General features: G+C 43.7%; 12 protein-coding genes. 1 reads left to right on the forward strand and 11 read right to left on the reverse strand.

Annotated features, from left to right (window positions below; translation table 11 throughout):
* The first annotated feature begins 57 nt into the window (after nucleotides 1-57).
* Complete coding sequence (locus J7M13_05365; GenBank protein ID MCD6363413.1) at nucleotides 58-1,611, forward strand: NFACT family protein; 1,554 nt, start codon at nucleotides 58-60, stop codon at nucleotides 1,609-1,611.
* Here J7M13_05365 and J7M13_05370 read toward each other — a convergent pair.
* The 11 genes from J7M13_05370 to tsaA form a co-directional block, all read right to left on the reverse strand.
* Complete coding sequence (locus tag J7M13_05370) at nucleotides 1,574-2,473, reverse strand: RluA family pseudouridine synthase (GenBank protein MCD6363414.1); 900 nt, start codon at nucleotides 2,471-2,473, stop codon at nucleotides 1,574-1,576. The two genes, J7M13_05365 and J7M13_05370, sit on opposite strands and share 38 nt — an antisense overlap.
* Nucleotides 2,451-2,915 (reverse strand): signal peptidase II, encoded by a 465-nt coding sequence (lspA, locus tag J7M13_05375; GenBank protein MCD6363415.1) that lies wholly within the window; start codon nucleotides 2,913-2,915, stop codon nucleotides 2,451-2,453. Before lspA ends, J7M13_05370 begins: the two co-directional genes overlap by 23 nt.
* A complete protein-coding gene (gene ileS, locus J7M13_05380; GenBank protein ID MCD6363416.1) occupies nucleotides 2,861-5,662 on the reverse strand; it encodes an isoleucine--tRNA ligase in 2,802 nt (933 codons plus the stop codon). The genes lspA and ileS overlap by 55 nt, the downstream gene beginning before the upstream one ends.
* 140 nt (nucleotides 5,663-5,802) lie before the next feature.
* A complete protein-coding gene (locus J7M13_05385; protein ID MCD6363417.1) occupies nucleotides 5,803-7,371 on the reverse strand; it encodes a glutathione ABC transporter substrate-binding protein in 1,569 nt (522 codons plus the stop codon).
* Nucleotides 7,372-7,446: 75 nt separating this feature from the next.
* On the reverse strand, nucleotides 7,447-8,559 hold the full coding sequence (locus J7M13_05390; GenBank protein ID MCD6363418.1) for a beta-aspartyl-peptidase: 1,113 nt from the start codon (nucleotides 8,557-8,559) through the stop codon (nucleotides 7,447-7,449).
* A gap of 17 nt (nucleotides 8,560-8,576) precedes the next feature.
* Nucleotides 8,577-9,548, reverse strand: coding sequence for an ATP-binding cassette domain-containing protein (locus J7M13_05395; GenBank protein MCD6363419.1), 972 nt, complete (start codon nucleotides 9,546-9,548; stop codon nucleotides 8,577-8,579).
* Nucleotides 9,523-10,503, reverse strand: coding sequence for an ABC transporter ATP-binding protein (locus J7M13_05400; GenBank protein ID MCD6363420.1), 981 nt, complete (start codon nucleotides 10,501-10,503; stop codon nucleotides 9,523-9,525). Before J7M13_05400 ends, J7M13_05395 begins: the two co-directional genes overlap by 26 nt.
* A gap of 7 nt (nucleotides 10,504-10,510) precedes the next feature.
* Nucleotides 10,511-11,362, reverse strand: coding sequence for an ABC transporter permease (locus J7M13_05405; GenBank protein ID MCD6363421.1), 852 nt, complete (start codon nucleotides 11,360-11,362; stop codon nucleotides 10,511-10,513).
* Complete coding sequence (locus J7M13_05410) at nucleotides 11,355-12,272, reverse strand: ABC transporter permease (GenBank protein MCD6363422.1); 918 nt, start codon at nucleotides 12,270-12,272, stop codon at nucleotides 11,355-11,357. The genes J7M13_05405 and J7M13_05410 overlap by 8 nt, the downstream gene beginning before the upstream one ends.
* A 13-nt stretch (nucleotides 12,273-12,285) precedes the next feature.
* Complete coding sequence (locus J7M13_05415; protein MCD6363423.1) at nucleotides 12,286-13,449, reverse strand: amidohydrolase; 1,164 nt, start codon at nucleotides 13,447-13,449, stop codon at nucleotides 12,286-12,288.
* 71 nt (nucleotides 13,450-13,520) lie between these two features.
* Nucleotides 13,521-14,009: a tRNA (N6-threonylcarbamoyladenosine(37)-N6)-methyltransferase TrmO gene (gene tsaA, locus J7M13_05420; protein ID MCD6363424.1), complete on the reverse strand. Its 489-nt coding sequence runs from the start codon at nucleotides 14,007-14,009 to the stop codon at nucleotides 13,521-13,523.
* Between the last annotated feature and the right edge of the window lie 77 nt (nucleotides 14,010-14,086).

The raw sequence follows: 14,086 nt of genomic DNA on the forward strand, positions 1-14,086 counted from the left end.
CTTATGTTCTTACTTCGGCTGCCCTCCTATCGTGCCATACAAGCGCGGTGAAAGATAGTGGCTTTTGATGGAAGCGTTCTTAGGGGGATTCTGGGGGAGTTAGAGGAGAGTTTCTTGGGGAAGAGGATTAGATCTGTAAAATTGGATAAGAGGGGGGTTTTTCTGGAATTCAGCGGGGGAGTGGGGATATCAATTGCTCTCTCCCGCTCGTTTTCCTCCATTTTTGCTTCGGATTCCCCTGTGGGCATAACCGATCAACCAGATCCTCCGTTTGTGCTTCTTCTAAGGAAACATCTCGTTGGAAGCGAGCTTATCCGCGTTTATCAGCATGAGTTTGATAGAGTGGCTTTTCTCCAGTTCGAAACGAGATATGCATCTCGCCTGGTTGAAAGAAGAAAACTGGCTTTAGAGCTTTTTCCTGGTAGGGCTAATGCTATTCTTTTGGAGGATGAGCGTATAGTTGTCTCCGCTTGGAAAGAAAAGGGGATGAAAAGCAGGTACTATCTACCACCAATTTCGCGCAGGGTGAACCCGCTTCTCTTCAGGAATATAGGAGAGCTTTCCATCGATAGGATTTCAGCGGTATTTCAGGGAACGAGTGAAAATCTGTTGGATTATCTTTCTTCGGGAAGTGTTTCGGAAAAATGGGAAAGCTGGATAAACGCTCTGGAAAAGAGAGCTTTTCTACCCGTTCTTTTCATTGCGGAGGAGGGCTTCCCTCTCGACTATTGGATTCTGGATTATGACTTTCCAAGGGCAGCTGCTAAAGAGTCATTTGCTACTCTTTCGGAGCTTGTGAGGAGCTTTATGATCAGAAGGATGGAGTTTGAGGAGGAAGTCGAGTGGAGGAAAAGAAGGGAAAAAGAAAGAAGAGATAGGCTTAAATATCTTTTAAAAAAGAGGGATAAGCTTCTTGATGTTATTGAGCGTGAGGAGGAAGCAAGAAGACTTAAGCTTCTTGGGGAGATCATACTCGCCAACATAAGCTTTATTAAGAAGGGGGAGAGAGAAGCAAGTCTTCTTAATCCATACACGGGTGAGCTTGAGACGATAAGGCTTGATCCCTCACTTTCACCTGCCATGAATGCTCAAAAGCTTTTTAAGGAAGCATCAAAGCTTAAGAGAGGGGTGAAAAAGGCGAGGGAGGAGCTTGCGAGGGTCGAGATGGAAATCGCAAAGCTCGACGCTATAGATGGCATTGAAAAAGTAACGAAGGAAAAGAGGGAGAAGAAAGAGCAAAAATCTTCTCTTCCCTTTAGGGAGTTCGATTACAAAGGTTGGAAGATCCTCGTTGGTAAGGGAGCGAAATCTAATGAGTTATTAACATTTAAGAAAGCATCACCGGAGGATATCTGGCTTCATGTTCGAGGATCTCCGGGAAGCCATGTGGTAGTGAGAAACCCGTGGGGATCCGAGCTTCCAGGAGATGTCTTAGAGTTCGCTGCTTCCTTGGCTGCTTATTATAGTAAGGCAAGGATGAATGCTAAAGTTCCTGTGGATTATACCCTGGTTAAGTATGTTAAAAGGCATCCCTCGGGAAAGAGAGGAGCGGTTCTTGTAAGAAACCAAAATACTATCTGGGTGAGACCAAGGAGCGGAGAAATCTCCTAAGATCTTGAGGTAAGGGGGAGGTGAAAGATAGCTTCTTTTCCGTGCATGGGTGGGAAAAAGCTAACTTGTAAGCGTGCAGAAACTGCCTTTTAAGCGAGGGGAGCTTACCTTCCCCGTAGACTTCGTCTCCAGCAATGGGATACCCTTGATAGGAAAAATGAACTCTTATCTGATGCGTTCTTCCAGTTTTTATCTGAACCTCTACCAGGGTGAATCCCTCATATCTTTTAAGGACTCTGAAGAAAGTAATGGCTTCTTTTCCGCCGAGCGTTACTTTCATTTTCTTTCTATTAAAGGGATCTCTACCAATGGGGAGCTCTATTTTCCCCTCATCGAGAGGTAGATTCCCCAATAACAAAGCAAGATATCTTTTCTCAACCGTTCTTTCGGAAAACTGCTTAGAGAGGCTTTTATAGGCTAAAGGTGTCTTCGCTATAATGATTAGACCTGATGTATCCTTGTCAAGGCGATGAATGATACCAGGCCTTTCTGGTGAAGCCCCGGGCAGATTTCTATATCTCTTAAGCAGTAGGTTAACTATGGTATTTTCCTCACACCCTGGGGAGGGGTGAACCGCTATACCTGCTGGTTTATCAAGAACGAGAATGTCATCGTCCTCAAAAACCACTGAAATGGGAATATCTTGAGGTTTTATAACTTTGTGCTTTGGCGGAAGCTCTGATATCTCTATTTCGTTTCCTTCTTTAACCTTGTAGCTCGGCTCCGCTTTGCATCCATTAACGATAATTTTGCCGCTTTCTATTAATTTTTTGGCTAAGGATCTCGATATCTCTTTTAGTTTTTCTGAGATCAGCTTGTCGAGTCTTTTTCCAGAATCTTCAGGGGTTACTCGTATCTTCATCTCTCCATCCTTTGAAAAAGCTGATCAGAGCGAGTACGATTCCTATTGTTATCAAAGCATCAGCTACATTGAAGGTAGGCCAATAGGGGAGGTTTATGAAATCTACAACTCTTCCATATATAATCCTGTCTAATAGGTTTCCTATTGCGCCACTTACCAAAAATGCTCTTGAGGTTCTTGAAAGACGGTCTTTCGCTGGCAGAGAGTAAAGCAGAATTATAAATAGAGATGTGATGATTATCCATATCTTATTGCCCTTAAAGATTTTTATGCCAAAGGCCGATCCTTCGTTGAAGAGAAGCTTGAGCTTAATTAAACCGGAGAGGAGAGATATCTCTCCTCTCCGAAGCTCTTTTAAGGCAAGTAGCTTGGTTATTCTATCTATACCTATGCCTGAAGCGAGTATCCAAGCTTCCTTAATATGGATGCGCATCTCGGGCATGTGTCAGGAAATTCTTTATCCTTGCCGGTATCTGGATGATACTGCCAGCAACGCTCACACTTTTTCCCCTCCGCCTTGAGAATTTTTACTTCGGTTCCGGTTTCTTCCTCATCTTTAAAGTCGAAATCATTTAATGGAGTTTTAGAAACTTCGACCTGTGAGACGATGAAGATATCAGCGAGTTCTTTCTCTGTAAAGCGCTTTTTGACTTTCTCATCGGGTATAAAGATTCTAATTTTCGCTTCGAGGGATGATCCTATGAGACCGTTTTGACGAGCCATTTCGAGTGCTTTATTTACTGCCTTTCTTACCTTTATTAGTCTTTCCCATCTTTCTTCAAGCTCCTCATCCATATACTTTTCCTCTACCTTGGGCCAGTTGCTCAAGTGAACGCTTTCCTCCCTTGTTTCAGGATCTGGCAAATGCTGCCATATTTCCTCCGCTGTGAAGCTAAGAAGAGGGGCAATCAGCTTGGATAGGGTAAGGACTATCTTGAATAGAACAGTTTGAGCGCTTCTTCTTTCTTTGGAGTCCGGAGGTAAGACATAAAGCCTATCTTTCAGTATATCGAGATAGAACGAGCTCATGTCGAGGACACAAAAATCGTGGATATAGTGATACGGAAGATGGAACTCATAGTGATCATATCCCCAAGTGACCCTCTTTATAAGATGTTGTAGGCGAAGTAGCGCCCATTTATCTATCTCAAGAAGCTCTTCATAGGGGAGCGAATTCTTTGATGGAGAAAAGTCGTATAAGTTTCCGAGTATGAACCTTGCGGTATTTCTTATTCTCCTATAGGCTTCAACAAGCTGGTTGAGTATGCTTTCAGAGATCCTTACATCTACCCTATAGTCCGAGGAAGCAGCCCAAAGTCTTAGCAAATCTGCTCCGTATTTCTCTATGACCTCCTGGGGATATATCACGTTCCCCAGAGATTTTGACATCTTTCTTCCTTCACCATCGACTATGAAACCGTGCGTTAAAACGGATCTATACGGTGCTCTTCCCGTCACGGCTACAGAGGTTAAAAGCGATGTCTGAAACCAGCCTCTGTGCTGATCTGTCCCTTCAAGATACATATCTGCAGGCCATTTCAGATCCGGATCATCTTCTAAGACTGCGAAGTGACTGGTTCCTGAGTCAAACCATACGTCCATGATGTCGGTTTCTTTTTCGAATCCTTCGGAGCTTCCGCAATGAGGGCATTTGAAGCCTTCACCCAATATTTCCTCTGGCGATTTTGAGAACCATGAGCTTGAACCCTCTCTCTCGAAGAGCCTTTTCGTTTTTTCTATAGTATCCTCAGTGATGATTTCTTTACCGCACTTCTTGCAATAAAAGGCAGGTATTGGGACTCCCCAGACTCTCTGTCTTGAGAGACACCAATCGGATCTGTCTCTAACCATGTTATAGATTCTGTTCTTTCCCCAGTCTGGGATCCATTCAACTTCATTTATCGCCTTTAAAGCTTCCTCCCTAAAGGCGCTAACGTTGATGAACCACTGAGGTGTGGCTCTGAATATAACTGGTTTTTTGCACCTCCAGCAGTGAGGATAGGAGTGGGTAATCTCATCCAAGTGAAGAAGAGTTCCATTTTCCCTCATGATATCTATTATTTTCTTGTTAGCCTCGTCGTATCTAAGTCCCTCAAGAATAGGAATTTCCGATGTGAATCTTCCTTTGTCATCCAGTGGTGAGAATGGTTCAAGATTATACCTTACTCCCATCTCATAATCCTCAGGTCCATGTCCGGGAGCAGAGTGAACACATCCCGTTCCTTCATCTAAGGTTACGAAATCGGCTAAAAGAAGAGGAACTACTCTATCTAAAAAGGGATGGTGAACTTTAATATTCTCGAGCTCGCTTCCCTTAACCGTTCTTATCAGCTTGAGCTCCCTTCCTATTATTTTTTCCAATCTCTCTTTCGTTTTAAGAGCTATAAGAAAAGCTTCCTTTTCATCTTCAAGGAGGGCATACTCATAGTTGGGGTGAAGTGCTATGGCTAAGTTAGCGGGAAGCGTCCATGGTGTGGTTGTCCATATGAGAATGCTTATAGGTTTATCCGTTGCTCCCTTGAAAAAGCTGGCAAGCTCGCCAGTATCTCTAAACTTAACATATATGGATGGGGATGTTTCATCCCAGTATTCAACCTCAGCTGCAGCCAAAGCTGTTTCACAGCTTGAGCACCAGAAAACAGGTTTTTTCCCCCTATAGACATATCCTTTAAGCGCGGTCTTCCCAAATATCTCAATTTGCTTAGCCTCATATTTGGGGTCCAATGTTATATATGGTCTTTCCCAGTGTCCCCTAACTCCCAGCCTTATGAATTCTTCCCTTTGCTTATTCACGAATTTAAGAGCATATTCTCTGCACATTTCTCTAAGCTTCACCGGCTCTATATCTTCCTTCCTTATCTTATTCGCTTTCAAAACCTGGTATTCAATGGGAAGACCGTGAGTATCCCAACCGGGCACGTAGGGTACATCGTATCCCCGCATAAATTTATACCTGTTTATGAAGTCTTTGAGTATCTTATTGAAAGCGGTCCCTATGTGTATTGGACCATTAGCATAGGGAGGGCCATCGTGTAAAACGAACTTCTCGGCGCCTTTTCTCTTTTCTCTTGCCTTATCGTTGATTTTCCTTTCCTCCCAGAACTTTAAAATTTCCGGTTCCTTTTTCGGGAGGTTTGCTTTCATTGGGAATTTGGTCTTGGGAAGATTTAGGGTATCTTTATAATCCATTTCGTTCACCCCTCGCTTTAGTGGAAAATTGTAAGAAGCCTGAGCAAAATTATATCAAAAGGAATTACATATAAAAAGAGGGGAAGAGTCTTTACTCTTCCCCTCGTTCGTTTCGGGTTTTTAAAGCTGGGGAGGTTTCCTTAGTCCTCTATCCAAGCGTTTTTCACTATGAGAATTTCTATAGGCAATTCGACAACTCCGTGAACCTTCTTGCGATACCCTATAACATCTTTCTGAACGTGGAGGAAGATCCATGGGGCATCGTGGATGATGATCTTCTGAGCCTTACGATATACCTCAGCTCTCTTCTTTGGATCTACCGTCTTCATACCTTCCTCGATTAACTTATCTACTTCCTTGTTGGAGTAGAAGGCTCTATTTCCGCCTATGGGAGCCCACATGTTAGTAGCGAAGAGCGGTCTTAATACCCAGTCTGCATCTCCAGTGGATGGAGCCCATCCCAGAAGGGCAAGCTCATGTGTGGCTTTATCTACAGGCTTGCGGAGTCTCGCTAAGTAAGTTGCCCAGTCTGCTGTCCACAACTTTGCTTTAATGCCTATGTTGCTTAAATAGCCTTGAACGGCTTCTGCAACCTTATAGTCCATGAGGTATCTTCCATGTGGGGTAGCAAGCTGGACTATAAACTTTTTCCCATCCTTTTCGAGGATACCGTCTCCATCGACGTCTTTCCATCCAGCTTCAGCGAGAAGCTTTTTCGCCTTCTCTGGGTCATAGGTATATTTCTTGATATCTGCATATCCCCAGGTTAGGGGAGCAAGAGGTCCATTTGCAGGCTCAGCTAATCCCTTCAGAATATTCTTGCATATTGCCTCTCTGTCTACCGCATAGTTAAGCGCTTGCCTTACACGAACATCCTTGAATATCTCCTTCTGAGTATTCATAAGTATATAGATTACCCTTAGGGATGGGGTTATGCTTACGACTATGTCTTTGTTTTTCTTAAGTCTGGGAATATCAAATGGGGAAACCCTCTCGGCTATATCGAGCTCTCCAGTTTCGAGCATCATGGTTCTGCTCGTATCCTCAGGTATCGTCTTGAAAATAATCTTATCTATCTTTGGCTTACCTTTCCAGTAATTTTTATTTGCAACGAGTGTTATGTGGTCTCCTGGAATCCACTCCTTGAAGATAAAGGGTCCTGTTCCCGATGGATGATGCTTTATATCAGCGTTTTTATCTATGTATGTGGGGTCTAGTATAAGACCAGCACCGTGGGCTAAGTGATGCAGAAACGCACCGAAGGGTATTTTAAGTATAAACTGCACGGTGTACTTGTCTACCACCTTTATCTCCTTTATGAGTGGTTTATAAAGAGCTGTTCTCCTCAATCTCTTAGTTATTATGCGATCGAAGTTTTTCTTAACTGCGTAAGCGTCAAACTCAGCTCCACTGTGGAATTTAATTCCTTTTCTAAGATAGAACGTCCATACTAAGCCATCTTTTGAAACGGTCCACTTGTAAGCTAAGGCTGGCTTGATATTAAGATGCTCATCGAATTCTACCAAGCCGTCATAAATATGGCGGTTTACCTCTTCTGAGGGATTATCCGTTGCGTTTTGTGGATCTAAGGTAACGGGCTCTGCCCCCTGCCCCACAATTAACACTTTTTCTTTGGCGAGAGCAGGGAGTGCGATCAAGCCTGCCGCTATGACCAAACCTAACACGACTATCCACGCTTTCCTCCTCAAGGAAGCTCACCTCCCATGTCTTTTTTGCTTCTGTCCTTCCCTCCCGCTTATTAACATTAGCTCGCTTAAACCTCTTTAGAAGACATCACCTCCTTTAAGTATTTTACCCTTGGAAATAACGCCCTTAAGATTAAATTCGTTGTCAAATACTAAAAGATCGGCATCGGCTCCTTCCTCTATTCTACCTTTCATTTTCAAGCCTATTCTTTCAGCAGGGTTGGTTGAAAGAATTTTTAAGGCTTTTTCAAGGCCTATTAGCTCTTTCAATTTTAAAAATTCCTCAAATAGGGCTTTTGGAGAGGCTACAGCCATTTCAATTAGGTTGCCATTAGCGTCAAATCTTGGAAGGCTTCCACCAGAGTCCGAGCTTATTGTTATTTGGTCGAGTGAGGCTCCATTGTCAAGTAGGTATTTAACGCCATCCGCTGCTGAAAAATCCTTCGTGACTGCCGTTAGGTCAACGTATCCTCCTTCGAGACAGTATTTCAGTGCTTCTTTAAGGATTTCTTCGTCTCGATTCATATGGGTAGGGAGAAAGTGATACTTGGGTATATTGGTTCTCTTGAAAACCTCGCGTAGTATTCCCAGGGGATTGGGGAACTTGCCGGTATGAAGGTGAAGTATAGCTTTTTTCCCGCTGAGCATTCCAGCTACTCTTATCTCTGATGCTAACCTGATTAGCTCATCAACGGTTGGCCATGAAGAGCGATGATCTGAGATAGCCACTTCTCCTACTCCTATCACCTTTTCTATAGCTATTATATCCATTGCCACGCTTCCGGTTATAGTCGGTGGAGGTATTTGATAAGAACCGCTGTATATGTATGTAGAAAGTCCCTGTAGCTCGAGGGCGTATGCCTTTTGAAGCAGCCCGAGCATGCTTCGCGTGTAACCGTCAGTTCCAAGTAAACCAATTGCTGTTGTTATGCCAGCGCTTATGATCTCGTCTATGGTAAGCTCCCTCGTTCTATTAATGGGGCTTCCCTCTCCGCCAGCTCCCGCGAAATGAACATGTAGGTCAACAAACCCCGGCGTTATGATGCTCTCGCCCAGATCAATGACTTTTATTTTAGGAATATTTACATCGATTTTTTCATCAATCCAATAGACTTTATCGAAGCTTATAAGAATATCCTTATTGCCCAGATCCTCGGGTGAGAATACGCGCGCATTCTTGAGGAGTATCAAGTCTTATCCCTCCTTTTTCAAATCATGTGGCAAGCTACGAGATGACCATCGCTTACTCTTTTAAGGCTGGGTTCCTTTCTCCCACATATTTCCTTTGCTAAAGGACATCTCGTGTGGAATCTGCAACCGGGTGGGGGATTCATAGGACTTGGGACATCTCCTCTGATAATCTTTTCCTCTACGCTTTCCCTCGTAATAGCGGGTTTGGGTATGCTTTTTAAAAGAGCCTGTGTGTAAGGATGAAGGGGATTTTCAAAAAGGGTCTTCTTGGGAGCATATTCAACTATTTTCCCAAGATACATTACTGCTATTTTATGACTCATGTGTCTGATAACGCTCAGGTCATGGGAGATAAATAAATAGGATAGCTTTCTATCTATTTGAAGCTTCTTAAGAAGGTTCAGTATTTGAGCTTGAACGGAAACATCAAGAGCAGATGTCGGTTCGTCTAACACAATAAATTCAGGGTTACAGATAAGAGCTCTTGCTATTGCTATTCTTTGACGCTGTCCTCCCGAAAACTCATGAGGGTATCGGGAAAGGTGCTCTTCCTTTAAGCCTACTTCCTCAAGAAGCTCTAATACTTTCTTCTCCATATCTCTGTCATTCTTTGCCAAACCGTGAACCTTAAGTGGCCTTCCAACTATATCCTTAACTATCATTCGTGGGTTGAGCGAGGAGAACGGGTCCTGAAATACTATTTGAGCCTTCTGTCGGAAAATCTTCAGCTCTTCGCCCGTTAGCTTTGATAATTCCTTTCCTTTGAATTCGATGCTTCCGCTTGTTGGGTTAAGGAGGCCTATTACGAGAAGGCCAGTGGTGGATTTTCCACTTCCTGATTCGCCAACGAGCCCCAGCGTTTCTCCCTGTTCTATGGAAAAGGAGATGCCGTCTACCGCTCTCACATAGCCAACTATTTTGCTAAAAATTATCCCTTTATCTATTGGGAAGTGCTTCACCAAATTATCTACCCTTAATATCGTATTCATGGCAGGCAACTGTGTGTCCCCTTTCTACCTCAATAGGTTTTGGTTTTACCTTTTTGCATATATCCTTTGCAAGGGAACATCTGGGGTGAAACCTACATCCTGGCGGGGGATAGATCAGGTTGGGAACCGAGCCCGGAATGACTTCTAACCACTCCCTATCTTCATCCAAGCGGGGGATAGCGCCTAAGAGACCCTTGGTATAAGGGTGGAGGGGATTGTTGAATATGTCTTCTATGCTTCCGTACTCTACGATACTTCCAGCGTACATAACGCCCACTTTCTGGGCCATCGTAGCTATAACCCCAAGGTCATGGGATATTAGAAGAACGCTCGTTGAAAACTCTCTTTGAAGTCCCTTTATAAGTGAAAGTATTTGGGCTTGTATGGATACATCAAGAGCTGTAGTTGGCTCATCCGCTATAAGAAGCTTAGGACTCATTGAAAGCGCCATTGCTGTCATTACTCTTTGTCTCATGCCTCCGGAGAACTGATGAGGATATCGTTCTATAGCTTGATCCACGTCTGGAATATTTACTTTTCTGAACATTTCTTTAACCCGGGCGATTCCCTCCTGAATTGAGATCTTAGCATGGGTTAAGATGGCTTCCAACACTTGGAAGCCCACTCTCAGGACGGGGTTAAGGCTGCTCATCGGATCCTGAAAGATCATGGCTATCTCTTTCCCTCTGAGCTTTCTCATTTCCTCCTCTGAAAGCTTGAGCAGGTCTTTACCTTCAAATAATATTCTTCCACCTATTATCTTTCCTGGAGGTGAGGGAATTAATCTTATTATGGATCTTGCGGTGACGGATTTGCCACACCCCGTCTCACCGACGAGTCCCATGATCTCTCCTCGGTTTATGGAGAAGCTAACGCCTTCAAGCGCTTTCACGACACCTTCTTCAGTATAAAAATATGTGGTGAGATTTTCCACTCTCAAGACTTCATCGCTCATTTTTATATCATTCCTTTAATCTCGGATTGAGGGCATCTTGGAGCCCATCTCCGAGAAGGTTAAATCCCAAAACGACAAACATTATTGCAAGTCCTGGGAGGACCGCTACTCTCGGAGCTATTCTAAGGTACATTCGTGCGTTGCTTAACATGGCACCCCATTCAGGCGTGGGGGGTTGGACTCCTAAACCGAGGAATCCCAATCCAGCTGCTGTTAAGAGAATGGTTGCCATCCTGAGCGTTGTTTGAACTATTATAGGAGAGAGGGCATTGGGGAGAACATATAATCCTATTATAGAAAGATCGCTTTCTCCTATTGCCTTAGCTGCTTTTATATATTCGTTTTCCTTTATAGCTATAACTGCTCCTCTTGTAATCCTTGCAAATTGAGGGACAGAGTAGATTCCTATCGCTATTATTAGGTTTTTTAAGCTTGGGCCAAGAATACTTATTATCGCAAGTGCGAGAAGCATTCCGGGGAAAGCCAAAAGAATATCCATAAATCTCATTATGACTTCATCAAGCTTACCACCATAGTATCCACCGATAGCTCCTAAGGCTACTCCTATTATCAGAGCTATAACTATTGAGCCAAGCTGGATGATAAGTGATATACGAGATCCATAAATTATTCTGCTTAGGAGGTCTCTTCCAAACTCGTCGCAGCCGAAAGGATGCTCCCATGAAATTGGAGCAAAGCTCTTGCTTAGATCCTGCTTATAGGGGTCATATGGCGCTATGTAGGGGCCTAATAGAGCCGTAAGGAGATAAAGCAATACTATAAAAAATCCCACGATCGCTATTTTATTTCTCTTGAATCTACGCCATACTATCAAAAGATGCGTTCTGCGCTTATTCATATCTTATCCTCGGATCAAGGAATGCATAAAGTATATCAACGGCTAAATTTACCAGAACGAAAATCATGGCTATTATAAGTAAAGAGGCTTGAACCACTGGGAAGTCCCTTGCCAATATAGAATCTACCAGAAGCCTTCCTACGCCGGGCCAGGAGAAAACTGTTTCAGTTAGAACCGCTCCTGCAAGCATATATCCAAATTGCAGTCCAACTACCGTTACCGTCGGTATCAGAGCGTTTCTTAAAGCGTGTCGATATATAACTATCCTCTCTGGAAGTCCCTTTGCCCTTGCAGTGGTTATATAGTCTTGTCTCAAGACATCTAACATGCTTGATCGTGTCATGCGAGCTATTATGGCTGTGGACGCCGTTCCCAGAACGACGGCAGGTAGTATTATATGTCTGATACCGCCTATTCCTCCAGAGGGAAGTACTCCCAGCGTTACGGCAAAAAGGAGTATGAGTATAAGTCCCCACCAGAAAACTGGCATGGAAACGCCCATAAGGGCAGCTACCATACTTATATAATCTATCCAGGAATATCTATGGGTAGCGGAGAGAACCCCCGCTGGTATACCTATTAGCACCGCTATTAGAATGCTTGCTAAGGAGAGCTTTATAGTATTTATAATTCTGGGCCACATTACTTGCATGACCGGCATCTCGAATTTAAGTGAGATGAGCTCTCCAGTGAAGATTCCCTTGATGAATCTAAAGTATTGAACGTAAAGAGGTTTATCCAACCCAAATTGCTGCCTTATGTGCATTATGTCCTCCTGTGTGGCTTCCTCTCCCGCGAGAAGCTCAGCAGGATCCCCGGGAGCCAGATGGAGTATGAGAAAGGCTATTATGGAAACGCCTATTAGAACGGGTATTAGCAGGAAGAGCCTTCTTAATATGAATCTTCCCATAAGATCACTCCTCCTATGGCAGTAGCAAAGCTATAGTTGCATTTATTCCCATACCTATTTTAAGAGCTTCCTCATTTGGAGCGAATTTTGAGTTATGGAGTGGATAGCTTGGTCCTACTCCTATTCTATAGAAGGATCCTTTAGTTTTCCTGAGATAGTAGGCGAAGTCCTCTCCTCCCATCGAGGGATGCTCTATCTCTATAACATTTTCGTCTCCTAAGAAAATTTTTCCGGCTTGGGTAACCTTATCTGTTATCTCTGGATCATTTATTACGGAGGGATAACCAAGCTCTATCTCAACCTGCGCTTTTGCTCTAAAGGTAGATGCTATTCCCTCGGCTACGCTTTTTAAGCGGTTTAAAGCCTTTTCTCTGTTTCTCTCCCCAAGCGTTCTAATGGTGCCTTCCATTATAGCTTCGCTTGGGATTACGTTCCCTGCTTTGCCTGCTCTGATGGATCCCACGGTTATAACCGTGGGATCCATGGGGGATATTTCTCTTGCGAGAAGGGTATAAAGGCCAAGCGTTATATGAGAGGAAACAGCTACGGGATCGATTGTTTCCTCGGGCCTTGCACCGTGTCCTCCCGCTCCTTGAATGATTATTCTGAATGAGTCGGCGTTTGCCGTCATTACTCCTTTCCTATAACCGATTTTTCCGAAGGGGATGTTGGGGAAGAGATGCTGTCCGATGATGTATTCTATTCCAAACTTCTCTATTAAGCCGGCTTCAGTGAGTATTTTTCCTCCAAAGCCTCCTTCTTCTCCTGGTTGAAATACCAGAACGACTTTTCCCTTAAGGCTCTCCTTAAGCTCGCTTAGTATATACGCAAGTCCTATCAAAATCGCGGTGTGAAAATCATGTCCGCAGGCATGCATTACTCCATCTATCTTCGAACTATAGGGGAGCCCTGTTTCTTCCTTTATAGGTAGTGCGTCCATGTCTGCTCTGAATGCTCTTGTTGGACCATCTTTCTTTCCCTCAAGAATGCCTATTACAGCGGTAGTATCAGCGAAGCTGGATAGAGTTTGCCAACCGACTTTTTGAAGCTCTGAGGCTACAATCTTTGAGGTTTCATACTCCTGAAGCCGTAGCTCTGGGTGTTCATGTATCTTTCTTCTCACTTCTACCACGTGGGGATAGATTTCATCGATCTTTTCTTTTATCCTTTCCATCATAACATATGATATTATATAGCCTTGATAAAAATATTGTCAACCGCCTAAAGGTAGATCGGAATTAGAGGGGATTAGCTACTTTTTACGAATCTGCCGTCGTCCTTGACTTCTGGGAGCTTGTGAACGTTTTCTTCTAACCAACCTGCTCTTTCGACTGCTCTGATATCAAACTCTGGTACGTATGGTTTTATATCAAGTAGAGGAGTTCCATCAACGATGTCAACGTCTTCAACCTGGAGCACGTTTCCGTTAAAATCAACGAGCTTTACTATTGAGAGACCAATGGGGTTTGGCCTACTGGGAGCACGGGTGGCGAAGACACCGTGCTCTTTATCGTCCATATATGGTTTGACGAGGAGCTTTCCGCGCTTTGCAAGATGGAAATGGTAGATTAAGATGATATGTGAAAATCCCTCAAGATCCTTCAATCCAGCTGCATATTCGGGAAAGACCTCAACGGTTCCCCTGATTCCCTTTGCTGCAGAAGGTTGTATTGGAACGCCTTTGGGTTTCCTAAAGGGGCTATGTATTATGCCGATCGGCTTATAGTAAATCTCCATACATATCACCAGCCTTCCTTAGTAAGCTGTTCTGGATCCCCCTTTGGAAAGGTTAGCTTTTTTCTCATAATTTGTCA

Source organism: Synergistota bacterium (genome assembly GCA_021159885.1).
Lineage (GTDB): Bacteria > Synergistota > GBS-1 > GBS-1 > GBS-1 > AUK310.

Coding starts and splice junctions, on each gene's coding strand:
- J7M13_05370 (MCD6363414.1), bottom strand. CDS start 2,473: ATGAAGATACGAGTAACCCCTGAAGATTCTGGAAAAAGACTCGACAAG.
- lspA (MCD6363415.1), bottom strand. CDS start 2,915: ATGCCCGAGATGCGCATCCATATTAAGGAAGCTTGGATACTCGCTTCA.
- ileS (MCD6363416.1), bottom strand. CDS start 5,662: ATGGATTATAAAGATACCCTAAATCTTCCCAAGACCAAATTCCCAATG.
- J7M13_05395 (MCD6363419.1), bottom strand. CDS start 9,548: ATGAATACGATATTAAGGGTAGATAATTTGGTGAAGCACTTCCCAATA.
- J7M13_05400 (MCD6363420.1), bottom strand. CDS start 10,503: ATGAGCGATGAAGTCTTGAGAGTGGAAAATCTCACCACATATTTTTAT.
- J7M13_05405 (MCD6363421.1), bottom strand. CDS start 11,362: ATGAATAAGCGCAGAACGCATCTTTTGATAGTATGGCGTAGATTCAAG.
- J7M13_05410 (MCD6363422.1), bottom strand. CDS start 12,272: ATGGGAAGATTCATATTAAGAAGGCTCTTCCTGCTAATACCCGTTCTA.
- J7M13_05415 (MCD6363423.1), bottom strand. CDS start 13,449: ATGATGGAAAGGATAAAAGAAAAGATCGATGAAATCTATCCCCACGTG.
- tsaA (MCD6363424.1), bottom strand. CDS start 14,009: ATGGAGATTTACTATAAGCCGATCGGCATAATACATAGCCCCTTTAGG.